This is a genomic window from Shewanella abyssi, assembly GCF_023284025.1.
GTDB lineage: Bacteria > Pseudomonadota > Gammaproteobacteria > Enterobacterales > Shewanellaceae > Shewanella > Shewanella abyssi.
Map to the genome: position 1 here is coordinate 111,587 of NZ_JAKIKR010000001.1, position 25,595 is coordinate 137,181.

The window sequence follows — 25,595 nt, forward strand, 5'->3', positions numbered from 1 at the left end:
GTCCCCTTACACTGCTTGTTTCTTGAATAACTCTCTAAACACGGGATAGATATCTTCGGCTTGTTTTATGTGTTGAACCGCGATGTTGGCGTGTGTTTTCTGTAATGTTTCGTACTCTCGCCACAGTGTTTGATGCGCTCTGTTGGTTATTTCTATATAGCTAAAATACCTGACAACAGGCAGTAACTGTTTTTCGAGGACCTGACGACAAGAAGGTGAGTCATCGGCCCAGTTGTCTCCATCGGAGGCTTGTGCTGCATATATATTCCACTCATTAGCCGGGTAACGTTTTTGTTGGATCTCATGCATTAATTTAAGTGCACTTGAAACAATGGTTCCACCAGTTTCTTGTGAGTAGAAAAATTCGTGTTCATCAACCTCTTTTGCTTGGGTATGGTGGCGGATGTAAACCACTTCCAAGTTTTTATAGGTGCGAGTTAAAAAGAGGTATAGCAAGATATAAAAACGCTTTGCCATGTCTTTTGTTGCTTGGTCCATCGAACCAGAAACGTCCATAAGGCAGAACATAACAGCTTGGCTTGAAGGAACTTCACGTTTAGCATAATTGTTATAACGCAAATCGAAGGTGTCAATAAATGGCACTTTCTTTATTCGGCGCTGAAGATCGTCAATCTCGGCTCTAAGGGCTAATATGCGCTCAGCGTTAGAACCCGCTGTACCTTCAAGCTCCATAAGTTCTTTTTGTAGTTCTTTTACTGTACGTTTTTTTGATGATGTCATTGCCATGCGGCGCGCAATAGAGGACCGTAATGAACGAATGATATTGATATTGGCTGGCACGCCATCATTGGTAAACCCAGCCCGATAAACTTGATACTCCACGAGTTTGTTAAGTCGATTTTTTTGCAGGTTAGGCAGCTCCAAATCTTCAAACAGTAACTCCAAATACTCATCTTTTGAGATCTGAAATACAAAATCGTCATTACCTTCGCCGGAATCAGAGGCTTCACCTTGTCCGGCACCTTGACCTCCACCGGAAGGGGGTCTTTCAATTTGATCTCCACGGCTGAATTTATCATTTCCTGGGTGAACACGCTCTCTGACTCCGCCACTGCCTTGGTGAAATGTAGGTTCGCTTATGTCACGGGTGGGAATGCTTATTTTCTCCCCTTTATCGACATCGGTGACACTGCGGTGTGTAACAGCATCACTCACCGCTTTTTTAATCTGTTTTTTATAGCGATTAAGAAATCGCTGACGATTAACTGTACTCCTGCCTTTTGCATTGAGCCTTCGATCTATGAAATTGGCCATTCGCGCCTCCGAGCCTATGAAGCGAGGGAAAAACCTCCCCCATTTGGCTTTATTAAGAAGATTTTCTGACTCTCAGATACCATTCTGATAGCAATCTAACTTGCTTTTGGGTATAGCCTTTTTCCATCATACGGTTAACAAAATCATCATGTTTTCGTTGATCATCAGTAGATGTTTTGCCATTAAAAGAGATTACGGGAAGCAGATCTTCTGTGTTAGAGAACATCTTCTTCTCAATAACGGTTCTGAGTTTTTCATAACTAGTCCACAGCGGGTTAGTGCCTTCGTTATTGGCTCTTGCCCTAAGTACAAAGTTAACAATCTCATTTCTGAAGTCTTTGGGGTTACTGATCCCAGCGGGCTTTTCTATCTTTTCAAGTTCAGCATTTAGTGCTGATCTATCAAAAAGTTGCCCTGTTTCTGGGTCTCTGTATTCTTGATCTTGGATCCAAAAATCCGCATAGGTGACATAACGGTCAAAAATGTTCTGTCCATATTCGGAATAGGACTCTAGATAAGCTGTTTGGATCTCTTTACCGATGAATTCAACATATTTAGGAATAAGGTAGCCCTTTAGGAACTCTAAATATCGCTCAGCGGTTTCTGCTGGAAACTGCTCTTGCTCAATTTGACGCTCTAATACATAAAAGAGGTGCACTGGATTTGCGGCGATTTCTGTATTGTCGAAATTAAATACTTTTGACAATATTTTGAATGAAAAACGGGTTGATAAGCCCACCATACCTTCATCTACACCGGCATAGTCTCGATACTCTTGATATGATTTTGCTTTAGGGTCGGTATCTTTAAGGCTTTCGCCATTATACACCCGCATTTTGGAGTAAATAGAAGAGTTTTCTGGGGCGATTACACGTGAAAGTACACTGAATTGTGCCAAAGTTTCTAGCGTACCTGGTGCACAAGGGGTATTGGCTAACTCTGAGTTTGTGAGTAGTTTTTCGTAAATCCGTACCTCTTCAGATAAGCGTAAACAATAAGGGACTTTTACGATATAAACACGGTCCAGAAATGCTTCATTGGTTTTATTATTCCTAAAGGCTGTCCACTCTGATTCATTAGAGTGGGCGAGAATAATGCCACCGAAGGGCAGGGCTGAAAGCCCCTCTGTACCGTTATAATTTCCCTCTTGGGTTGCAGTCAATAGTGGGTGAAGCACTTTAATCGGTGCTTTAAACATCTCTACAAACTCCATCATGCCTTGGTTTGCACGACATAAGGCGCCTGAATAAGAATAGGCATCTGCATCATTTTGTGCAAAATGCTCTAACTGTCGAATATCAACTTTACCGACTAGCGATGAGATATCTTGATTGTTTTCATCACCAGGCTCTGTTTTGGCAATAGCGAGCTGATCTAAGATTGAAGGGTAGACTTTGACCACTTTGAACTTTGAAATATCACCGCCAAACTCATGCAGACGTTTAACAGCCCAAGGTGACATAATGCTTTTCAAGTACCGTTTTGGAATATTGTACTCTTGCTTAAGGATTTGACCATCTTCATCTAGGTTAAATAGGCAAAATGGATGGTCATTGACGGGGCTGCGAACACCGTCAGCGGTGAGGACATAAATGGGTACCTTTTGCATTAATGCTTTAAGTTTCTCTGCTAAGGAGGACTTACCACCACCTACTGGCCCTAAGAGGTAAAGGATCTGTTTTGACTCTTCCAGTCCTTGGGCCGAATGTTTCAAATAAGCCACAATTTGTTCAATGGCTGATTCCATTCCATAAAAGTCTTTGAAGGCTGGATATCTGGAAATCAAACGATTAGAAAATAGCCGACTGAGTACTGGCTCTTTTGAAGTATCAATTAATTCTGGTTCACCAATGGCGATTAATAGCCGTTCGGCTGCAGATACAAATGCGCAACGGTCCTCTTTACATATGCTCAAAAACTCCTCTAATGAATACTCTTCATCAAGTTTTTTTTCATAGCGCTGTTGGTAATGCTCGAAAATACCCATAAACCACCCCCTAAACAACCTAAATAGAATTAGAGGCTGATAACTGTGGCCTCCTACTATTAAGGTTAGACCTAATTTGCTAGGGATGAGATGAAAAACCAAATAAAAACAATAAGAAATAGTTGCAATTGCAATAGTTGCAGTTGAGATAAAGCCGCTAATAATGCTTTATTCGTTCAAATTAGAGACTAATAAATAGCCGTTTTTTACGTTTATAGTTTGCAAAAAATTAGCGGAATGATGAGTTATCGTCATTGTCTATTTTTGATTGTCTAAATGTGATTAGGACTAACAGGAGGATATTGAGTAATTGGTCATGAAGCGAGGGCTAATAAAATCCGAGCTTATAGAAAACTCGGATTAGTTACTTGTTGTATATGAAGATAAATATCTTGGCTGACTTGATGTTACCAGACATTAGAAAATGAAGATTAGCTACTTCTTTAACCTTAAAGCGGGTACAAAACAGATTAACAAGGCAACAAGGTAAACTGAAAACGCAACAATCATCCATTGTCCCATCGTTACACCCATCATCTCCCATGGTATATCTGAACACATTCCTGTTGGCATAAACACCGATGGAAACCATTCATGCAGTGGCATCCAAGTTGGAAACTCCGGGAGGAATGAACAGGTTGCAAATGGAGATGGGTTGGTTTGCATATCTACTAATTCTAGTGCAAGTTTTAGTCCCCATGCGGCGCTTACTCCCCATATGATCAACGCTGCCAATCTAGCAATACGAGATTGGTAACCTGCTAAACCTATAACCGCAGCAAACAAAATACCAAAGATAGCTAACCTTTGATAGATGCACATCACACAAGGATCGAGCTTCATGACATATTGGAAAAACAGCGCTGCTAACTCTAACATAACAGCGGTAGCAGTGAGGGTCAGCCAAGCGGCTCGTGATTGGGCAAAACGGGTTAATGCATTCAACGACAAGTCTCCATTGCAAATATAAAACGCCCTAATTAGGGCGTTTTATAGGACTAACTATGATTAAAATAGTTCAGTTATTGCATTATCAATGCGCTGATACTGCACTATTGCCAGCTTCTTGAACACTGTGATGGATCAACATCCCTGTATCGTAGAAATACTGGGTCATCTGTTCTAAAGCGCCAAACTGTATCGTGAGTACACCTACGATAGATAAAACAATTGTATAAGGTAGCGCCATCCAAACCATACGGCCGTATGACAGGCGAATGAGAGGAGCAATAGCGGAAGTGAGCAGGAACAGGAATGCAGCCTGACCATTCGGTGTCGCTACTGACGGTAGGTTAGTACCTGTGTTAATCGCAACAGCGAGAAGATCAAACTGATCGCGGGTGATTTGGCCATCAAGCAATACCGCTTTTACTTCATTGATATAGACAGTACCCACAAACACATTGTCACTCACCATTGAAAGTAGTCCGTTGGCGATATAGAAAATTACCAACTGGGTGTTGCCTTCATAACTTAGCGCCCATTGAATGACTGGAACAAAAAGTTGCTGATCGATAATCACACCGACAATCGCAAAGAAAACGGCTAATAAAGCGGTAAATGGTAAAGCTTCTTCAAACGCTTTACCTAGCGCGTGTTCATTGGTCACACCATTAAATGCGGTGGTTAGAATAATAACGGATAGACCGATTAAACCAACAGATGCCAAGTGAAATGCTAATCCGAAAATGAGCCAAATACCAACCAGTGCTTGCACTACCAGTTTCATCTTGTCGTGCTTAGTTCGATGAGCATCTTCGTGTGCAGAATAGTCAGATAAAATTTTATGAACTGCGTCGGGTAGTTGTTGGCCATAGCCGAAAACTTTGAATTTTTCGACAAGATAACAAGTAAAGATACCGGCAAAGAAAACGGGGATGGTCACAGGAGACATGCGTAATGCGAATTCAGCAAACTGCCAATTTGCTTGAGCTGCAATGATGAGGTTCTGCGGTTCACCTACCATAGTACAAACACCGCCTAGAGCGGTACCTATACCAGCGTGCATTAAGATGTTACGGAGAAATCCACGAAATGCTTCTAACTCCTCTTCACAAAGCTGGTTTTGACCGTCATTGGTATGGTCGTGGTTGTCATTAAAGTTCTTACCTGATGCCACCTTGTGGTAAATCGAGTAAAAACCTACACCTACAGCAATAATTACAGCGATAACCGTTAGTGCATCAAGGAAGGCTGATAAAAAGGCCGACGCGATACAGAACATTAAGGATACGGCTATTTTAGAGCGTATTTTAGTGATGATTTTAGTGAATGCAAACAGCAATAGCTGCTTCATAAAGTAAATGCCAGCAACCATAAAGATTAGCAGCAGCAATACTTCCAAATTAGCTTCTATTTCATGCAATACTTGACTGGGAGAAGTCATGCCGATAATCACGGCTTCGATAGCGAGCAACCCTCCAGGTTGCAACGGGTAGCACTTGAGTGCCATAGCAAGGGTAAAGATAAATTCTAAGACCAGCAGCCAACCCGCAACAAACGGATTAAAATAAAAAACGACCGGGTTGATCACTAGAAACGATAATATTGCGAATTTGAACCACTTTGGCGAATTGCCTAAGAAGTTATCAAGAAACGCCTGACTCATTGTCACAGGCATGGAATCCTCACTCTGGTATTTTTATAGTTTGATAATAACAAAAATTTAACTAAATTTGTTGTTACTAATAAATCAGTTGATGCTAAAGGTAAAACCTTTTGGCTAACTTAAAAAGCATTGTCTGCCTAAACAGCTACCTAAATCAAAAAAAATCATATAAAACTCGTCGTTAGCGTATTTTTTGAACACTTTTGCGGATTTCTCGTCTCAGTATTTATCTAATACTGCTGTTTTGGTTTCCATTTTAACTAGCTCTGGTATGATCAGTGTTAAAATAATACTAACAATTGGATGAAATAGGCTGATGATCATCAATGCCAAAGGCCCTGCAAGTTTTGCAGAGAAATATATTGTACGATCGATTTGGGACAATAAGTTTCCCCCCGGCTCTATTTTGCCAGCTGAACGAGAGTTGTCAGAATTAATCGGTGTCACCCGCACCACTTTAAGAGAAGTGCTGCAACGATTAGCACGTGATGGGTGGTTAACCATTCAGCATGGTAAGCCGACTCAAGTAAATAATTTCTGGGAAACGTCAGGACTTAATATTCTTGAGACGATTGCCGAACTTAATCCAGATGGATTCCCTGAATTAGTCGACCAACTGCTATCAGCGCGTAGCAGTGTTAGCGCGATTTATTTCCGTGGAGCCATTCGTAACAACCCTGAAAAATCGGCTGAAGCATTATCAAAGCTTGATGAGCTTGAAGATACTGCACAGGCTTATGCTGATTTCGATTATGAATTACAGCATACACTAGCATTTTCGTCTGGCAACCCCCTATATGTATTAATCCTTAATGGATTTAAAGGCTTATATAGTCGTGTCGGTCGCTACTACTTTTCTAGTGCAGATGCTCGAGCGTTAGCAATGGATTTTTATAAGCAGTTGCAGCTGTTAGCAATCGATAAAAATTATACTGAGGTGGCCTCATTAATGCGGACCTACGGCATTAATAGCGGCATGATGTGGCAAAGTTTAAGAGATGACATGCCAGTGGGACTGGGTGACTCTAATAAGTAAATAGTGTGCTCATAACAATGTAGTGTCATTATTGTTATCGCAAAAAAGCCATCAAACATGATGGCTTTTTTTGTGTCTCGCATAACTTACAAGTCGAAGCTGTAATAGATATCTAATGATTGCTCGATAGTGCCGGATACTGTCTCAAGATAGAGTTGAGACAATAGGTAGTAGCGCACTGTCATCTCATAACCTGGGTTAAATACACCAATACCATACTTTACCATTAGGTTTTCACCGATAAAGCCACTAATGGCGAATCGACCATCGTCATTGGCGTCAAGCTGGACATTTGAAAATCCAATGTTTTCGATGATCCCAGTTGCGGTATTACCGATATTGCCGAGCGCACCGCCACCAATTTGATTGCTTAGGGTGAGTGCCGCACCCATCATTAGGCCACTATTTTGATCACCATCGTTACTGTTCAGCCCAGTGCCTCTGATAATATAATTTAAAATTTCTGCCTGTTCTTTAGCTGGGGTTGAAAAAAGGTTCACAATGGGTTTCATTGGTGTGCCGGTTATGCGTACACCTGCAACCACGTCCTCCTCTTTTATCTCACGGGCAGCTTCAATATTTAAATTTGGTAGATCCATTGGACCGATGAACTGCATTTCGCCAGCTCTAATTTGTAATGTTTGTCCCATAAACTTATAGGTTGCATCAATGACTTTAATTTCACCGAAGAGCAGAGGAGGTCTAAAAGGACTCTGTTTTAACTCTAACTTTCCTAATAGTTTGCCATTGAGTCCCATACCGTCAATTTTAAGATTATCGCCGATATTCAAATTGACCTCTGCCGAGACCGCTAAGGGGGGCGCTTTTTTCGTCTGCGTAGTGAGGCTATCTTTAAAAACTACATCTTTTGAAACTGCGACGCCTCCCTCTGGGAGCTGAACAATAGTGATGTGGCCAGATGGTACATTGATATCACCTTTTACATCTATAGAGTGGTCAGTAAAGCTGATATTGAGATCTGTACCCACACTTAAAATAGCCAAAGGAGGCTGAATAACGGCTAAGTCATCACCTTTGATATTAAAATTGCCTTTAATCTGCTTATCTAGCCAATTAAGCTGACCATCAATATAGGCTAGCCCATCCCCCATTTTTAGCTCGCCGTCAATTTGCGCTTTCTTGCCCGCAAAAATCAGAGTCAGATCGACACCCTCTACCAAGGTTGGGTTTGCGGTTGCCAATATGGAACCTTGCTTAAGAGATATCTCACCTGAAGCCTGTGGGTCGCTGAGTGTCCCACCGATAGTTAAGTTACTTGAGATAATGCCCTCAAGTATTTCCAATTGAGGTAATAGCTGCGCCAAGGCTTGCAAGTTTATTTGCTGTAGCGATAGGGCGCCATCGATAGCTCTATCAGGTGTTACGTTTATGGTTAAATCAGCATTTAAGCTGGCAATTTCATGGGACTCTACTGCAACAGATGTTTTAAGGTGCTGCTCGTTTAATAGGCTACTCACCTGAACTGAGCGATAGCCGATTGAAACTTCGTTTTTGTTAGTTGCTTTTGCTTTGAAATCGAAGCTCCCTGGTGCGAGATCAAGTTTTAACGAGCCTGTGGGTTTTCCCTCGTTAAACCACTTAAACTCAGATGCCAAGATAGCAGGACCTTGCCAGTTAACGCTGTCAGGTAACCAAGGTTTAATTAACACCCCAACATCGCCGCTATATTCGATTCTGGCTTCGCCGCTAAGACCTAGTTTAATGGGGGTTTTAGAGCATAATTTACCGCTAAGGTGCGATAAACAAAAGAGGCTGACTTCGCCCTCAGCCTGAGTTAGATCGTAAACAGCATTCAGTGGCTTATCTAGATTGATATCGCCAAGTGTCGATGATAGTGATAATTGTCTTATAACAGCGGTAATTAGACTATTTTTATCATCATACTGGCTTTTAAGATCAGTTTTTAGCGCTAACTCCCCTTGAGTTTCTATGCTCAAGGATTGTTGATTAAGATCGCCATCGCTTTCAATGTTAATAGCGTCTAAATCTATATCATTGTAGCTAACGTTTTTAGCATCAAGTGAAGCCGTAAACGACTGATTATCCAGTGGCTTGTATTGGCCTTTTAATGTCAGACCCTCAAGTTCTAGCTGGCTAAATTTAAGATCATTAGCGAGCAGGGATATATTGATATTTGGGTGCTTCGATTCACCCGATACATCAATGTCACTGTTAATTTCTCCGCGAGCATCTGGATGCCATAAGCTCAAGTCTGGCACCTTTAAGTCACCAGTCAAGGCCCAGTGTTTATCAACTTCGCCTTTAATATAGAGTGAGCTTTGCAGTGCTTGAATATTAAGCCCTGGAGAGCTTAGGTACCAATTTTGATTTAGTGTTAAATCTCCCTCTAGCGTTAAAGGATAACCTGCGACATCGCCATTAAGGTTTGCCTCCGTGACGCCAATAGACCATTGAGCATTCTTTAGGGCAAGCTCGCCTGTTGTTGTCATTGAACCATTGATATTACTTTTGGGGAGAGGCTGCTTTAAGCCTAAATTTAACTGGCTTAAATCGAGTTCGGCACTAATAAAATGGGTGTTCCATGACAGTATGTCGCCATAAGTTAAACTGCCATTTAGGGCTACATTTCCCATAAGGCTTTTTACATCAAGTTGATCAAATTCAAATCTATTTTCTTTATGTTCAAATTTGGAATCAATCTTTAACAATGGATGGTAATCGGATCTAAAGAGAGTCTTAAGTTCGACTTGCTGTAGGTTAAGATCACCCTTTGTCTCCAAGTTAATATCTGTGGCAATAAACTCAGGTTTAACTAATGGCCATTGTAGCTTTTTTGACCGCAATGATATTGAGTACGGTATCGTAGGTTTTGACAGTGTAATGCTTGAAGTTAGCTCAAAATCAAATTGTCCCTGACCTTGAATATCAGTGTTAAGTTGGTTAAAACCTTGCTTGACGATGATGTGCAGTCGCTGATCACTTAATCCGGGTAGTTCAGTGACATGGTCAAGATCGATGTCAAGTTCAAAGTCCATCGGATAATCTTTTGCTAGCGACATTTGCCCGTCTAAATCAACGGTGCCATAACGGTGACTTGCTGAAAACTCTTCTATGTTAATAAGAAAGGTTTGATAACTGCCACTTAGGTATAGGTGTTTAAAGTTATCTTTTCTTGGGCCCAAAATCAGATCACCATTTTTTATCTCTAGCGCTTCGACATAGACGGGAATAGGCATAAAGACTTCAGGTAAATTTGCCATCGCCCACTCGACATCCTTTGCATCGGTGCTTAAATTTTTTGCTGCAGCACTTGTCGTTATAGCGCTTGCCTGCTTTGCCACTTGAGTTACAGTATCTGTTTGCTTGTCTGTTAGGGTCTCTCCAAGTGGAATGGAGACTAATAAGTCTTCGGCGTAGAGACTTCTCGCTCTAATGCCGGTGCTTTGCCACTCAGCGCTCAGATTTAGCTTCGCAGCATTAAAGTCCATGTCATTGACACGCACTGTGACTTGGCTCAGTGAGCCTATATCGAGTTTTATTCCAAAGGGCAGGGTGATCTCTTGGTTTTCTTCGATACCACTGAGTATGTTGTCGACTGACTGACTAAGGTTTTTGGCTTGTTCGGCGTCTATACTCGCTATATCTACATTTTTGATCGCCGTATTTTCAATATTAGTGGTAGCAGTATTTGTGCTGTCACTAGAGGATGGTTGGCCAATTAATGCTGTATCAATCTCAACATTGACTTTGCTGGCGTTGAGTTCATTCACACAAAGCTGTTTTTGTACTAAACACATTGGATTCCAATCCAATACCAGATCCGTTGTTTCAACCTTTACACCTGGCATCTGCCAATTACCGACTTCCAACATTAAGCGGCGGTTTATCTTACCTGATTTATAAGTCACGTTGAGACCGGGTACCAGTATATCGGCTAACGTTACCGCGATATGCGTGCCAAAGTGGGTGCCGATAATGATGGCAAACAAGATAAGCAGCGCTAATGGGATATAAAAAATGGTCCGACTAACGCGCTTAAACCAACGCCACAACAATGTTGATATCGTTTGAGGTTTTGGCGTCGTTGACTTAGCCGTTTGCGCTGATGTAGCGCTACTGCTATTAAGTTTACTCATAACTCGGCTCCCATGGTGATATGGATCCGCCAAGGTCTACTGATAGTATCCGTCTCTTTTAAGCCAACACCCACATCAAACTTTACCGGGCCAATGGGTGATATCCAATGCACGCCCGCACCAACAGAGGTTATTGCTTCAATTTGATTGACGTCGAATGCATTACCGGCATCGACAAAGGTGGCGACTCGCCAACTTGGAGTGAGGTAATATTGATATTCGATGCTGCCGACCATTAAATAGCGGCCACCAACCACTTCTCTCACGAGATCTCCATCGTCATTGACAGAATCAATAGACGGGCCCAACTCGTTATAACTGTAACCACGAATACTTTGGTCACCACCAGCAAAATAGCGCAGTGAGGGAGGGATCTCTGCCAAGTTATTCTCGTTGGTAAGGTTCGCAGCTAGATCTAAACGAGAGACAAAGCGATGTTTATCATAGAAGGTTTTGATCCACTTAAATTTTGCTTGAAGGCGTGCCAAGCGGACTTCAGAGCCAAGGCTGGGATCAGCAAACTCAACGCTGTAGTATTGCAAAAAACCAGATTTTGGATCCAGTGAATTATCTCCACGAGATGTTTTAGACACGTTAGCACCGAGTAGAACAAATCGGGGGTCATAATCGATACCAGACTGGGTATAACTCTCCTTCATCACTTCCGCAGAATAGTTCAAAATCCACTGATGTCCTAAGCGTTGTTGGCGGATCACTGCAAAGAGCATTTTTGAAGATTCGAGCTGTCCGGTGTTTTTGAACTTTTTGTCTTCAGTGTTATAAACTTGGGTGACACCATATTTGTCGCGCAACATGCCAACACGCAGTTTAAGTTGGTCATCGAGCGGGTGACTCAAAGGTATAGTATAAGTCGTCAAAAATTTGGGTCTGTCAGGAGCCCATTCTGCCGTTGTTTCCTGGGAGTGGCCATAACGATTAATTTGCGGAGTACGCCAAGTGACTCGTACTCGTGGTTCGATACTATTATCTACTGTATTACCAATATCAGCACCTAAACCCAGTTCAATAGAATGATCTGGTTTAGGGCTTAAGTCGACTCTAATGGGCACCTGTAATCCGTCTACCTGCTCAACTAAGGGTAAGACTTTAATATTTGAAAAGTAGCCTGTATCAAGCAGTTGCCTGTTCAGTTGACCAAGATTGCCCGTACTATAGGGAGCATCAATATCAAACGGGATCAGTTTTTGTAGGATCTCAGGTTGCAGCGTGTGACCCGTAAAGGTGACTTGGCCGATGTGATAGCGTTTACCTGAGTTGTAATGCAGTGCTATTTTTGCACTGTTATAATCTCGGTCTACTTCAATTTCGGCTTTCTCGAATTTGCCGTCAAAATAGCCACGAGCTAGCGACAAGGTAAGCAGTTGCCCTTTTAACTCTTCATAAACACCATGATTAAGCCTATCCCCTGGACGAATTGATAGTTGGGCCAACCATTGTTCGAATACAACGTCATCACGGAGTTCGCCGTCCACCTGTATATCAATCCAACGAACCGTTGTAGGAAGACCAGGTGTGATGAGGTAATTAAGAAGCCAAGGGCCTTTGTCGTTGCTAATAAACTCTTGTTCAACTTTACTGTTGTAGTAGCCCATTGAATGCATCGCTGCAGTGATATTGTCTTCAGCGTTAAAAATAAAGGCGCGCCTTTGCACCTCAGAATCAGGTAAAGCGCCTAGATGTGCTTTTACGTTCCGTGCCAAACTGCCTTTTACGCCCTTAATATTGAGCGTCAGTAAGTCATTTGCGAGAGCGGCAAAAGGAGTCAGTAAGACACTGATCAATATTAACGAATGGGTCGTTGCTCGAATCAAACTTATCAAAAAATATCAGGCTCTTATTATTAACTTTAGGCTTATCCCCATCTTACCTGAAGATGCAGGATGGGTGTTTGTACCTATTGTTACTAGAATCGCGAACTCAAGCAAGTTGCTGATTGTAATTATGGTCGAAAATGGTTACAAAGAGAGCAAATAAATATAAATGGATACCGTTTGTGAATAATTCCTCAATTTTAGCCGCCTGCCTACTGGCGTTCGTCGCTGTTAGCTCAACTTCATCTGCTGCCGAGAAGCCGTTTTCGATTGCGATACATGGCGGCGCGGGCACGATTTCTAAAGCCAAGTTGACCGAGTCGCAACAAAAAGCATATCGCGCCAAATTACAACAAGCCATCGATGCGGGTTATAAAGTATTAGAAGATGGCGGTGATAGTCTTGATGCTGTGCAGGTATCAATTAATGTACTGGAAAATAGCCCTTTGTTTAATGCAGGTGTTGGGGCGGTTTATACTTATGATGGTGCACATGAGATGGACTCCTCAATCATGGATGGTAAAACCATGAATGCGGGCGCAGTAGCGGGTGTTCGACATATTAAAAACCCCATTGATCTGGCCAGAACTGTAATGGAAAAGTCACCCCATGTGATGCTTTCTGGTCAAGGTGCTGAAGAGTTTGCCTTAACCCAAGGTTACCAGCTGGTTCCTGCAAATCACTTTGATACCGATAGCCGCTATAAACAGCTGCAAAGCGCCAAAGATAAAATTAAAATAGCGGAGTCAACCCCCGATTATCAGGTGAGTACTGGCCATAATTATAAGCAAAGTGCACTCGATTATATGGCATTGGATTATAAGTTCGGTACCGTTGGCGCTGTGGCTTTAGACCAACATGGCAACCTTGCAGCCGGCACATCCACCGGTGGAATGACGGCTAAACGATTTGGACGCATTGGTGATTCTCCCGTTATCGGGGCGGGCACCTATGCAGAAAATGGCGTTTGTGCAGTATCTGCCACCGGTCATGGTGAGTTTTTTATTCGTTACCATGTGGCGGGTGATATCTGTGCCAAAGTTAAGTATCAGCAGAAGTCGATAATTCAAGCAGCAGATGAAGTGATAAACCAACGCTTAATTACTGCTGGTGGCACAGGTGGTGTAATCGCAATCGACCAACGAGGCAATATCGCGACGCCGTTTAACACCGAGGGCATGTATCGCGCGACGCGCAAGAAAGGTGAAGAAGCGCAGGTGATGATTTGGTCTGATCTGTAGCTACGTGAATGAATAGTTAAATGTGTACTAGAGCCGATTAATCGGTATTCGTACACATTTTCATTTACACTGATTGTCAATCCAAACTGTAAAACCCAATTGCACTATGGCTCCCAAACCTGATCGTATTACCGCAATGCAGAACATCATCGAGCAAGTCAAACGTGAGTTACCCTTAAAAGATCCTGAAACGTTTGTCTGCGGCCCCGTGGGGAGTTGTATTGGCTGCCCTAAAAAATTACTCGAACTGGTTGATAGTGAGCTGTGCTATTGGGAAAGTGCCATCGCAAATGGAGAAACTCCCCAGCTAGGTGATATTAGTCGTTTCGCCAAACTATGTAACAATGTGAGAAGAGGGTTGATACGTAACGATGCTCTATCTAATACCAATTACATTAAGTAGTTGTTCATTCAGCGGGATTTCAAAGTCCTGTAGGCAAGGCGGATGATTGAAGCTAATAGTTATTCTATATCAAGAGCATCTAACATAGCATACAGGGCTTTGAAACCCGCACCTAGTGAGCTTCTCAGGACTTTCACTGTGGTGTTGCATTGTCTCAAAAGGGAATAACCATTTTTTCAACGATGCGCCTTACATTGAAGAGCCCTGAGAGAGCTCTGAATTGAACACATCTTTAATGTAACTGGTATAAGTATCAAAATTTTAAGCAATAACATTGGCATGCTCCCTTATCATTTCTAAAATGACATAGAGATTCACACTGTTATCGGCTTAATATGCGCTTACTAGTTAACAAACTACTGCTCAAATTTGATATGGCTAATTTAGCGATATCGAGTTTTACGTTTAATGCTATCGCTTTAATCCTCTGCCGTATTGCTCAATATTAGCTAAACTAAAATAGAAACAAACGAATAGGGGAAGATAATGGATTCAATAAATGTAAAAGAACATATGGATCGCCATCCAGTCATGCTTACACCATCGATGTCTATAGCGACGGCCGTAGAAAAGCTACTAGAGAACAAAAAGTTAGGTGCGCCAGTCGTCGACGGCGACGGCAAACTAGTGGGGTTCCTATCTCAACAAGATTGCTTAGCGGTGATGCTTAAAAGTAGTTACCATTGTGATTTAATCGCGATTGTTAACGATTGCATGCGAACTGAGGTTTTGTCGGTAGAGCCCAATAGCAGTGTGTTGGCTTTAGCTGAACAGATGCTAGGCCCAAAACCCAAAGTTTACCCGGTGGTTGATAATGGTAAAGTGGTCGGTACGATTAATCGAACCAATGTATTAGCAGCGATAAATACCTATATGCAACAATGTTATTTGACGCCTGCTTAATAAAAGTATTTTTATGTCAGCTATACCACTGCAGTGCGTTCCTTGTTAGGATCAACCTCTTTGATTTTGGCCATGGAATTAGCACTTGAGTTCGCAACAGCATCACCTATCTAACGCATTTTTAAAACACTGTTATGAAGCCGACGCCGCCCAAATTAGGCGTCGTCTATTTAGGCTGCGTAAAGAGCCTGATTCTGAAAAGAAAACTGCAACGTTAGATTCTCTTGAGCAGCTTGCGCTTGCCTCTCGTAAGAAAGTAGAGCTTCGCCTCGCGAACCGCCCAAAAGTGACCTTTCCTGAAAATTTACCAGTATCGCAAAAACGAGATGAAATCGCCACGGCGATAGCTGGCAATCAAGTGGTCATCATTGCGGGTGAGACAGGTTCGGGCAAAACCACACAGTTGCCAAAGATCTGTTTAGAACTTGGTTTAGGCACCCGTGGTCTAATTGCTCATACTCAGCCACGCCGACTTGCCGCTCGCAGTGTTGCAACGCGCATAGCAGAAGAGCTGAACACACCATTGGGTGAGGCTGTAGGCTTTAAAGTCCGTTTTGCTGATGCAATAAAACCAGAGTCCTACATTAAGTTAATGACTGACGGTATTTTGCTGGCGGAATTAACCTCAGATAAATTACTTAACCAATATGACACGATTATTATCGATGAAGCCCATGAGCGTAGCCTTAATATCGATTTTATTTTGGGTTACCTTAAGAATGTGTTAAAGAAACGCCCCGATCTAAAAGTGATTATTACCTCAGCCACCATTGATGTTGAGCGCTTTTCACAACACTTTAACGGCGCACCGGTTATTGAAGTCTCGGGTCGAACTTATCCGGTTGAAACGCGTTACTGCTCGCTAGTAAAAGACAGTGACGAAGATTTAGATCTCATGGACGGAATTTTTGCTGCCACCGACGAACTGATCAACGAAGGTCTTGGTGACATTCTTATCTTTATGAATGGCGAACGTGAAATTCGTGACGTTGCAGAGCAACTTAATCGGCGTCAATATCGCGATACCGAAATCCTGCCCTTATATGCCAGACTCTCCTATGGTGAGCAGTCAAAAGTGTTTAAAAGTCACGTTGGTAGACGGATCGTTTTAGCAACTAACGTCGCCGAAACCTCGCTTACGGTGCCTGGTATTCATTATGTCATCGATCCCGGCACGGCACGGATTAGTCGCTATAGCTATCGTACTAAGGTGCAGCGTTTACCGATTGAGCCTATTTCTCAGGCGAGTGCCAATCAGCGCCAAGGCCGCTGTGGTCGTGTGGCTCCAGGGATCTGTATTAGGCTTTACAGCGAGGATGATTTTACCTCTCGCCCTGAGTTTACCGATCCCGAAATTTTACGCACCAATCTAGCCTCGGTGATCTTAAAAATGTTGGCGATTGGACTGGGCGATATTGAAGGCTTTCCCTTTATTCAGCCACCGGATGCGCGTTACATTCGCGATGGATTTATGCTGCTTGAAGAGCTACAAGCCGTAAGCCTGAAGAAGGGGCTGGTCAATCTCACGTCTTTAGGCAGACAACTTGCCCATATTCCTGTTGATCCGCGTCTGGCACGCATGGTAATACAAGCACAGAAAAATGGTTGCTTACATGAAGCGTTGGTGATCACCTCGGCTTTATCAATTCAAGACCCTCGTGAACGTCCTATGGACAAGAAACAAGCGGCTGATGAGGCTCATAATCGTTTTAGTGATAAAGACTCTGATTTTGTGTCTTTTTTGAACCTGTGGGATTTTTTAAAACAAAGCCAGAGAGAGCTCTCGAGTAACCAATTTAGAAAGCAATGTAAGGCAGAGTTTTTAGCTTACTTGCGGGTGCGTGAGTGGCAAGATCTCTATGCACAGCTTAGACAGGCGACCCATGAGCTTAAGTGGAAACTAAATGCCAACAACGCTGAAGTTGATTACGAACTATTGCACAAGTCATTGCTCACTGGTTTATTAAGTCATATTGGTTTTAAAGATAAAGACAGAGAATATCTCGGTGCGCGAAATAGTAAATTCTTTGTCTTTCCAGGTTCTCCTCTAGCCAAGAAAGGGCCTAAATGGCTTATGGCGGCAGAGTTGACTGAAACGTCGCGCTTATTCGCCCGTTGCTGCGCTAAAATTGAACCTGAATGGATAGAGCCGCTGGCAGAACATTTGCTGAAAAAAAGCTACATTGAGCCCCATTTTGAATCTAAACAAGGTTCGGTTGTTGCACTAGAGAACCAAGTTCTTTATGGCTTACAAATCGTAAATCGTCGTAAGGTTCAATATGGCCCGATTGAGCCAGTTGAAGCCCGAGACATCTTTATCCGCTCAGCACTTGCTGAAGGGGAGTTAAGAACCAACGAAGCATTTTTTATCAATAATCAAAAATTATTGTTAGATATTGAATCACTTGAACATAAATCGCGTCGCCGCGATATCCTCGTTGATGAGCAAGCCTTGTTTCATTTCTACGAGCCTAAAATACCGGCCGATACCTACAACGCACCTAAGTTTATAAAGTGGTGGAAAAAGGCCAAGCAACAAAATCCACATCTACTCGATTTTGAACGCGAAGCATTAATGCAGCGCAGTAGCGATCATGTGTCGGCGTTGGATTTTCCTGAGAAATGGCATAAAGGCAATTTGACCCTCAAGGTCAGTTACCATTTTGAACCGTCGTCGGCAGACGACGGCGTATCGGTGCATATTCCAGTGGCATTGATCAATCAGGTCGACGATGTTGATTTTGACTGGATAGTCCCAGGCCTGCGCGAAGAAAAGTGTATTGCACTGATTAGGTCTTTACCGAAAACACTGCGTAGAAACTTTGTCCCGGCACCTGATTACGCTAAAGCCTGCTTACAAGCGATTACGCCATTTGAGCTGCCGCTTCTCGATGCCATGTGTAAGCAGTTGCTGAGAATGAGTGGCGTGCGAATATCGCCTGAGGACTTTGATGAGTCCCAGTTAGCACAGCATTTATTGGTTAACTTTCAAATCGAAGCTGATAAAGGCAAATTATTGACCCAAGGGCGTATCCTCGAACCGCTCAAAGCAAGTATGCAGGGACAAGTCGTGCAAGCTATTCGTGAAGTCGCTGACTCGGGGATTGAACAAAAAGGGCTGCAGAGTTGGACATTTGGTGACCTGCCAAGACTGTTTGAACAGAAAAAAGGTAACTTTGAAGTTAAAGCCTTTCCTGCGCTAGTGGATGATAAAATCAGCGTTTCGATCAAATTATTTGATGATGAATATGAAGCGCAGAAACAGCATCGAATTGGCTTGCAGCGCTTGCTGCTTATCAATATTCCATCACCGGTAAAGCATTTGCAAAAATCGTTACCCAATAAAGCCAAACTGGCGATGTACTTTAATCCATTCGGTCAGGTTCAGATCCTCATCGATGATATATTATCTGCAGCAGTACAACAGCTTATTGATGAAGAGGGTATCGATATACGCTCTGAAGCTCAATTTGATCAAGCAAGAGATTTAGTCAGGCAAGAGCTCAACCCTACTGCTGAAAAAATAGCATTGAAGGTAGAAGAAGTATTAACTATCTACAATCGCATTAAAAAGCGTCTTAAAGGCAAGATTAGCTTAGATATCGCTTTTGCGATGAGTGATATTCAAAGCCAACTGGACCAGTTAGTCTTTAAAGGATTTGTGCAGCAGTGTGGATGGCATCGATTAAGCGATATCATTCGTTACTTGAAAGGTATAGAGAACCGTTTAGAAAAGCTGCCTGTTGATCCAAACCGAGACCGCTTGCACATGCACAGTATCAATAAAGTACAAGAGGTACTAAAGGGCCAAATGGTTAAACTGCCTAAATCGATGCCGGTTCCTGATGTGCTGGTAGAAGCACGTTGGATGGTCGAAGAGTATCGAGTGTCTTGTTTTGCTCAAATACTCGGTACTGCTTACCCAATATCTGAAAAGCGTATTCTCAACCAAATCGCACAAATTTAACCTTAGTCATTACATAGCCCAATGATAAAAACGCACGGATTATGCCGTGCGTTTTTGTATCTACCACGTTGACAAATACCACGCACCATCTTGCTTACTAAATAAATCTATTTCTTATCGCTCTGTGTATTGCCTCACCATCGCTCTATCAATTAATGCTGCTAATTTACGCTGAGGTTATATACTTTGTGTTAAATAAACATTGTGCATAACACATCGGCTAGCGGACATTAATGGCATTGAAATTTGATAAGCAGATTAGAGTTCTGCATAGATTGTTACAAACTAGAGACATAAGTGATGCTTTTTTAATTTGAAATAGTGCCCACTGAAAAAAACGTAGTACCTCTTTGTGGATATTTTGTTTGAAAAATAGCATCTGCTGATTGATATTTATCCACTCATAACCCATTGTTTAGAGTGTTCTTAATAGTTTAAGGTCCATTTCGGCTGGGTTTTAATCTATCCGGTTGATTAGGAAGGGTGATCTAGTGATTTTTCATGTAAAAAGCATGATCTAGATCAACCTGCTGCAGGCTTTACCAAAAGTAGGTATGTAACAACTAGATAGTGAGCTGTTATTATTTGTACCAAGTTAAATGCGTGTTAATTCAGACTCTAATAATACTGCCATTTTAATTGTTGGCTATCGTTGTTTAAGTCGCTCTTTATTGGTCACTAACCGCACAACTTTTAATGCAGCAATTTACCAACCATTGCTGATGTTCGCTGGCAAAGCATGAATTCAAAATAGCAGCCAGTGCGTATTAGCGTGTAGCGTCCAATAGCGATCTATTTTGTAAATGGACCTGATGACGATAAAACAATAGCAAGACACGACTGTAATGGATGAGGGGTCGCTTGATGAAGTTACCCAGAGAATGTCATTTCAGCTTTTTACTCAGATAGATAAGGAACGCACCCATGTCGTTACCTGAGGCACATATCTCAAGCTTGCTTGTACAAGTTAGCCCTGAGCACCTAAAGACAACGAAAAAACTGATAGAAGATTTTGAGGAAGCCGAAGTTTATGGCGTCAGTGAAGTCGGCAAAATCGTTGTGGTATTAGAGACTCAATCAGAAGGCTTTATTACTGACGTGATTGAAAAAATAAATGATATGCCAGGTGTACTTGGTGCAACCATGGTTTATCACCAAATTGATATCGAACCGAATAACAACAATCTAATCCACGATACCAGCAATAGTGTTAGCGAGGAACAAGTATGAAAATGTCTAGACGTGAGTTTATCAAAGCAAATGCTGCGGCATCTGCTGCGGCACTTGCAGGGATCACTCTTCCTGCCACTGCTACAAATTTAATTGCATCGAGTGAAGAGTCAAAAATTCATTGGGATAAAGCCCCTTGCCGTTTCTGTGGTACAGGTTGCTCTGTACTTGTTGGTACTCAGGACGGCAAAGTTGTTGCCACCCAAGGCGACCCTGAAGCGCCAGTCAATAAAGGCCTTAATTGTATTAAAGGTTATTTCCTTTCTAAAATTATGTACGGCAACGATCGCTTAACTCAGCCGCTGTTACGTCAAACTAATGGAAAGTTTGATAAAAATGGTGACTTTGCACCAGTAAGCTGGGATCAAGCCTTCGATATCATGGCTGATAAGTGGAAAGCGGCTCTGAAAGAGAAAGGGCCTACCAGTGTGGGCATGTTTGGCTCTGGTCAGTGGACCGTAATGGAAGGCTATGCTGCATCTAAGATGATGAAAGCAGGTTTTCGCTCTAACAACATCGACCCTAATGCGCGTCACTGTATGGCTTCAGCCGTTGGTGGCTTTATGCGTAGCTTTGGTATCGATGAGCCAATGGGTTGTTATGATGATTTCGAAGAAGCCGATGCCTTTGTGTTATGGGGCTCGAATATGGCAGAGATGCACCCCATTTTATGGAGTCGCATCACCGACCGTCGCTTAAGTCATCCCCATGTGAAAGTGAACGTATTATCAACCTATTATCACCGTTCATTTGAACTTGCTGATAAAGGCTATATCTTTAAGCCGCAAACCGATCTTGCGATAGCCAACTTTATTGCTCACTACATCATTGAAAACGATGCAGTCAACTGGGATTTTGTCACTAAGCATACCCATTTCAAGCAAGCCACTACAGACATTGGTTATGGTTTAAGGGATGAGCATCCCCTACAACAAAAGGCAGCTAACCCCAATGTTGGTAAAATACATTCAATCGACTTTGAAGAGTATAAAAAATCAGTAGCGCCATATACGGTTGAAAAAACAGCTGAAATGACCGGTCTAACTGAAGAGAAACTGATCACACTCGCGAAGCAGTTTGCCGATCCAAAGATTAAGGTGATGTCACTTTGGACTATGGGGATGAATCAACATACCCGTGGTGTGTGGATGAACTCTTTGGTTTATAACATTCATCTTTTAGTGGGTAAAATCTCGACTCCTGGTAATGGACCATTCTCGTTAACAGGCCAACCATCAGCGTGCGGTACAGCACGTGAAGTGGGAACTTTCTCACATCGTTTACCCGCAGATATGGTTGTTGCCAACCCTAAGCACCGTGAACGTGCTGAGAAATTATGGAAAATTCCGGCAGGCACGATTCCACCAAAGCCTGGATTCCATGCAGTACAGCAAGACCGTAAATTAAATGACGGTGTGCTTAATGCTTACTGGACTATGTGTAACAACAACATGCAGGCCGGTCCTAACATCAATGGTGAGCGCTTACCTGGCTACCGTAATCCGAAAAACTTTATTGTTTGTTCAGACCCATACCCAACGGCAACAGCACAAGCGGCTGACCTTATCTTACCGACTTCTATGTGGGTAGAAAAAGAGGGGGCTTACGGTAATGCTGAGCGTCGTACTCAGGTTTGGTATCAGCAGGTTAAAGCGCCTGGTGAATCTAAATCAGATCTATGGCAGATTATGGAGTTTGCAAAACGCTTCAAAATTGAAGAAGTGTGGACCGAAGAACTGATCGCTAAGATGCCAGAAGTACGTGGTAAGAATATGTGTGAAGTGTTATTTGAAAACGGCCAAGTAAATAAGTTCCCATTATCAGAAGCGCAAGCGCTCAATGATGATGCACAAGATCAAGGTTACTATGTTCAAAAAGGTCTATTTGAAGAGTACGCAAGCTTTGGACGTGGACATGGCCATGATTTAGCGCCATACGAACGCTACCATAAAGAGCGTGGTTTACGCTGGCCTGTTGTCGATGGCAAAGAGACAAAATGGCGCTTTAAAGAAGGCGATGATCCCTATGTTGGCAAAGGTAAAGGATTTGAATTCTATGGTAAGCCAGATGGCAAAGCATGGATAATCTCAGCGCCTTACGAGGCACCACCAGAGTCTCCAGATGAAGAGTTTCCTCTATGGTTATGTACTGGTCGTGTACTTGAGCATTGGCATACGGGAACCATGACACGTCGTGTACCTGAGCTTTATAAGGCCGTCCCTGATGGACTTTGCTACATGCATCCAGATGATGCTAAGTCTCATGGTGTGCGTCGTGGTGACGAAGTGCTAATGAGTAACAAACGTGGTGATATTCGTGTGCGTGTCGAGACTCGAGGCCGTAACCGTCCACCAAAAGGTTTGGTGTTTGTGCCGTTCTTCGATGCACGTATCTTAATTAATAAACTTATTTTAGATGCAACCGATCCGTTATCGAAACAGACAGACTATAAAAAGTGTCCTGTTAAAATTACTAAAATAGCATAAGGCAGGGTTAGGATGAAAAAATCAATTTTATTGACGTTGAGCATTACCTTAACTCTGATCAGTGGTTTTGCTATCAGTCAGGATCGTGGTATCGGTGGTGTCGAGTCTTTACGCGGCACTGCTGAGTTAGAAGTCACAAGAGCGGCAGATCCTATGAAGAAAGTGCCGCGAGATCAGGTGGATATTGAAAGCAGTTATGTGTTTCAGCCACCACTGATCCCGCATCACATCAGGAGCTATGAAGTCTCTCTTAATGCTAATAAGTGCTTATCATGCCATGGCTGGAAATATGCCAAGCAGATGGGCGCCACTAAAATTAGTGTGACTCACTTTACTAATCGAAACGATGAAGTGTTGGCTGATGTTTCTCCTAGACGATACTTTTGCCTGCAGTGCCACGTGACACAAGCAGATGCTAAACCGTTAGTGGGTAACTCCTTCGAACGTGTTAAATCACTGCAAAAATAAAATAGGCAGGTAATAATATGAAATGGATTATTAACGCCTTAAAAGGCTTCTGGACCATATTGAGGCGGCCCAGTAAAGCCGCCGTAGGTATCGTTCTATTTATGGGATTTGCAGGTGGACTCATGTTCTGGGGTGCATTTAACACAGGTATGGAAGCGACAAATACTGAAGAGTTTTGCTCTGGATGCCACGCCCCAATTGTGGCGGAAATTCGAGAAACTATTCACTACGCTAACCGCTCTGGTGTTCGTGCTATCTGTTCAGATTGTCACGTACCTCATGCTTGGACGGATAAAATCATCCGTAAAGTTCAGGCTTCTAAAGAGCTGTTTGCATATTTTGTGACTAAAACCATTAATACACCAGAGAGGTTCAAAGAGCGACGAGCTCATTTAGCCGAAAGGGAGTGGGCAAGAATGAAAAAGAACGACTCTTTAGAGTGTCGTAACTGTCATAACTTTGAATTTATGGACTTCTCCGAGCAGAGCCCACGCAGTGTAAGGCAGCACTCTACTGCACTTGCCAGTGGTGAAAAGACCTGTGTGGATTGCCATAAAGGTATCGCCCATAGATTGCCAGATATGCACAAAGTTGAAGGTTGGAATTAAGGAGCCATTATGAGTACATTAGAGAATGTTATATGGCATGTCCTTGGTTACAGCGCCATGCCGGTCATTATACTAGGTGGTTTTTCTGTGGTTGCTGTTGCTTCTATTTGGATTTTGTCCAAAACAACCGATAAGTAAATCACTATAATAGGATGCTAAGGTCAGATACTGCTGTACTGACCATTGCAGGACAAGACAAATGGATCAAAAAAGCCTGACTTAAATTAAGTCAGGCTTTTTTATAGCTGCAGTTCCGCGTTGAGGTCTGTTGACACTTAAAAACATTTCCAAGAGTAAGTCATGTCATTGATTTAAGTATCTTGCTTCGACGTACAACCTGACTCTTCCAACATCACGGGTCAGAGTCTAGGATTGATCAACTTTAATGTTACTCGACAGATAGGCTGAGAAGCTATGTCCATGGTTTTGTAGCATCTTGGGAAACATAGAAATAGGGGTTAAACCTGGAAAGGTGTTGATCTCATTTAATAATACTTCACCATCATCAGTTAAGAAAAAGTCTATTCGAGACAAGTGTCTAAGCTTCATCCCTTTGAAGGCACTGATGGCATATGTGCGGATCAAGTCGCTGACATCAGTCGGAACGTCAGCAACGACATGGGTTTGTGCTTGGCTGTTCGCTGCATATTTTTCATCGAAGCTGTAAAAGTTATTACTCGAGCAGACAACTTCACCCGGCACGGTAGCGACCACCTCACCGTCAATTTCATATACTGCGACTTCTAGCTCTCTAGCGTTAATGGTTTTTTCGACAATGACATAATCTGAGAAGTGAAAAGCTTGCGCTAACGTCGATTCAATATCATCAAGACTATCGACACGGTAACAACCTACAGATGACCCTTGTGATGCAGCTTTAACAAAAACACTGCCCCATTGCTTAAACGCCTCTGAGACTTGCTTTACGGTTAGCTCAGAAAGTTCGCTTAAAAATAGGTAGGGTGTATTAGGAATATTTAACGCACTAAACCACATCTTAGCGGTGATTTTATTAAAACAGTTGCGACTAGCTTCAGCTTTACAGCCAAAGTAAGGAAGATTGATTAGTTCAAAATAGGATTGAATGTCACCAGTTTCTCCTGGAAAACCATGAATACAAGGAATAGCATAATCGACATCCCATGGGGTCTTATCTTGGTCTTCAAAACGGATCTGTCTGCGGTTATTTAACTCACAGCTCTCGCCTGCTGCGGTGCGATAATGACCCTTAGCATCGAGCTCAACACGAAGCACATTAAAATGAGGCTGTGTTGCTAACGAAGATTCAAAGTAGTTAGCTGATAATAGTGAAATAGCATGTTCATCACCGCCGCCACCACATAGAAGTAAAATATTCGTTGTACCCATTTATTCCCCGTTTGTTACTCGATAAAAATTAGCAGACTCACTATGGCGGAATCACTTGGTAATGC

Annotated in this window: 17 protein-coding genes; 10 read left to right on the plus strand and 7 right to left on the minus strand. The window is 42.6% G+C overall.

Features of this window, described 5'->3' with window-relative positions:
* Positions 1–6 precede the first annotated feature (6 nt).
* The 4 genes from L2755_RS00515 to nhaB form a co-directional block, all read right to left on the minus strand.
* The gene (locus L2755_RS00515) at positions 7–1,275 is read right to left on the minus strand and encodes a YeaH/YhbH family protein (RefSeq protein WP_248978785.1); all 1,269 of its coding nucleotides are present in this window, start codon (positions 1,273–1,275) and stop codon (positions 7–9) included.
* Positions 1,276–1,327: 52 nt separating this feature from the next.
* A complete protein-coding gene (locus L2755_RS00520; RefSeq protein ID WP_248978786.1) occupies positions 1,328–3,262 on the minus strand; it encodes a PrkA family serine protein kinase in 1,935 nt (644 codons plus the stop codon).
* 435 nt (positions 3,263–3,697) lie between these two features.
* Positions 3,698–4,207: a disulfide bond formation protein DsbB gene (dsbB, locus tag L2755_RS00525; RefSeq protein ID WP_248978787.1), complete on the minus strand. Its 510-nt coding sequence runs from the start codon at positions 4,205–4,207 to the stop codon at positions 3,698–3,700.
* An 88-nt stretch (positions 4,208–4,295) separates the two neighbouring features.
* Positions 4,296–5,882, minus strand: coding sequence for a sodium/proton antiporter NhaB (gene nhaB / locus L2755_RS00530; protein ID WP_248978788.1), 1,587 nt, complete (start codon positions 5,880–5,882; stop codon positions 4,296–4,298).
* Between the two features lie 304 nt (positions 5,883–6,186).
* Between nhaB and fadR the strand changes: the two genes are divergently transcribed.
* The gene (gene fadR / locus L2755_RS00535; protein WP_248978789.1) at positions 6,187–6,906 is read left to right on the plus strand and encodes a fatty acid metabolism transcriptional regulator FadR; all 720 of its coding nucleotides are present in this window, start codon (positions 6,187–6,189) and stop codon (positions 6,904–6,906) included.
* An 86-nt stretch (positions 6,907–6,992) separates the two neighbouring features.
* Here the strand turns inward: fadR and L2755_RS00540 are convergent, their stop codons facing one another.
* Together L2755_RS00540 and L2755_RS00545 are read right to left on the minus strand one after the other, a co-directional pair.
* A complete protein-coding gene (locus L2755_RS00540) occupies positions 6,993–11,024 on the minus strand; it encodes a translocation/assembly module TamB domain-containing protein (RefSeq protein ID WP_248978790.1) in 4,032 nt (1,343 codons plus the stop codon).
* Complete coding sequence (locus tag L2755_RS00545; RefSeq protein WP_428847764.1) at positions 11,021–12,865, minus strand: autotransporter assembly complex protein TamA; 1,845 nt, start codon at positions 12,863–12,865, stop codon at positions 11,021–11,023. Before L2755_RS00545 ends, L2755_RS00540 begins: the two co-directional genes overlap by 4 nt.
* A gap of 173 nt (positions 12,866–13,038) precedes the next feature.
* On the opposite strand from L2755_RS00545, the gene L2755_RS00550 reads away from it, so the two are divergent.
* From L2755_RS00550 to L2755_RS00590, 9 genes are all read left to right on the plus strand, one after another.
* Positions 13,039–14,097, plus strand: a complete 1,059-nt coding sequence (locus L2755_RS00550) for an isoaspartyl peptidase/L-asparaginase family protein (RefSeq protein ID WP_248978791.1) — start codon at positions 13,039–13,041, stop codon at positions 14,095–14,097.
* 106 nt (positions 14,098–14,203) lie between these two features.
* Positions 14,204–14,500 (plus strand): hypothetical protein, encoded by a 297-nt coding sequence (locus L2755_RS00555; RefSeq protein WP_248978792.1) that lies wholly within the window; start codon positions 14,204–14,206, stop codon positions 14,498–14,500.
* A 486-nt stretch (positions 14,501–14,986) separates the two neighbouring features.
* Entirely contained in the window at positions 14,987–15,403 is a 417-nt protein-coding gene (locus tag L2755_RS00560) for a CBS domain-containing protein (RefSeq protein WP_248978793.1), read from the plus strand.
* Between the two features lie 85 nt (positions 15,404–15,488).
* Positions 15,489–19,370 (plus strand): ATP-dependent RNA helicase HrpA, encoded by a 3,882-nt coding sequence (gene hrpA, locus L2755_RS00565; protein WP_248978794.1) that lies wholly within the window; start codon positions 15,489–15,491, stop codon positions 19,368–19,370.
* A 924-nt stretch (positions 19,371–20,294) separates the two neighbouring features.
* On the plus strand, positions 20,295–20,600 hold the full coding sequence (locus L2755_RS00570; protein WP_248978795.1) for a chaperone NapD: 306 nt from the start codon (positions 20,295–20,297) through the stop codon (positions 20,598–20,600).
* Complete coding sequence (gene napA / locus L2755_RS00575) at positions 20,597–23,086, plus strand: periplasmic nitrate reductase subunit alpha (RefSeq protein ID WP_248978796.1); 2,490 nt, start codon at positions 20,597–20,599, stop codon at positions 23,084–23,086. Before L2755_RS00570 ends, napA begins: the two co-directional genes overlap by 4 nt.
* Before the next feature lie 12 nt (positions 23,087–23,098).
* Positions 23,099–23,554 (plus strand): nitrate reductase cytochrome c-type subunit, encoded by a 456-nt coding sequence (locus L2755_RS00580; RefSeq protein WP_248978797.1) that lies wholly within the window; start codon positions 23,099–23,101, stop codon positions 23,552–23,554.
* 17 nt (positions 23,555–23,571) lie between these two features.
* Positions 23,572–24,162, plus strand: coding sequence for a NapC/NirT family cytochrome c (locus L2755_RS00585; RefSeq protein WP_248978798.1), 591 nt, complete (start codon positions 23,572–23,574; stop codon positions 24,160–24,162).
* 9 nt (positions 24,163–24,171) lie between these two features.
* Positions 24,172–24,300 carry a TIGR02808 family protein gene (locus L2755_RS00590; RefSeq protein WP_248978799.1) on the plus strand — a complete coding sequence of 43 codons (129 nt, stop codon included), beginning with the start codon at positions 24,172–24,174 and terminating at the stop codon, positions 24,298–24,300.
* Between the two features lie 228 nt (positions 24,301–24,528).
* Here L2755_RS00590 and L2755_RS00595 read toward each other — a convergent pair whose 3' ends face one another.
* Positions 24,529–25,530, minus strand: a complete 1,002-nt coding sequence (locus tag L2755_RS00595) for a D-alanine--D-alanine ligase (RefSeq protein WP_248978800.1) — start codon at positions 25,528–25,530, stop codon at positions 24,529–24,531.
* Between the last annotated feature and the right edge of the window lie 65 nt (positions 25,531–25,595).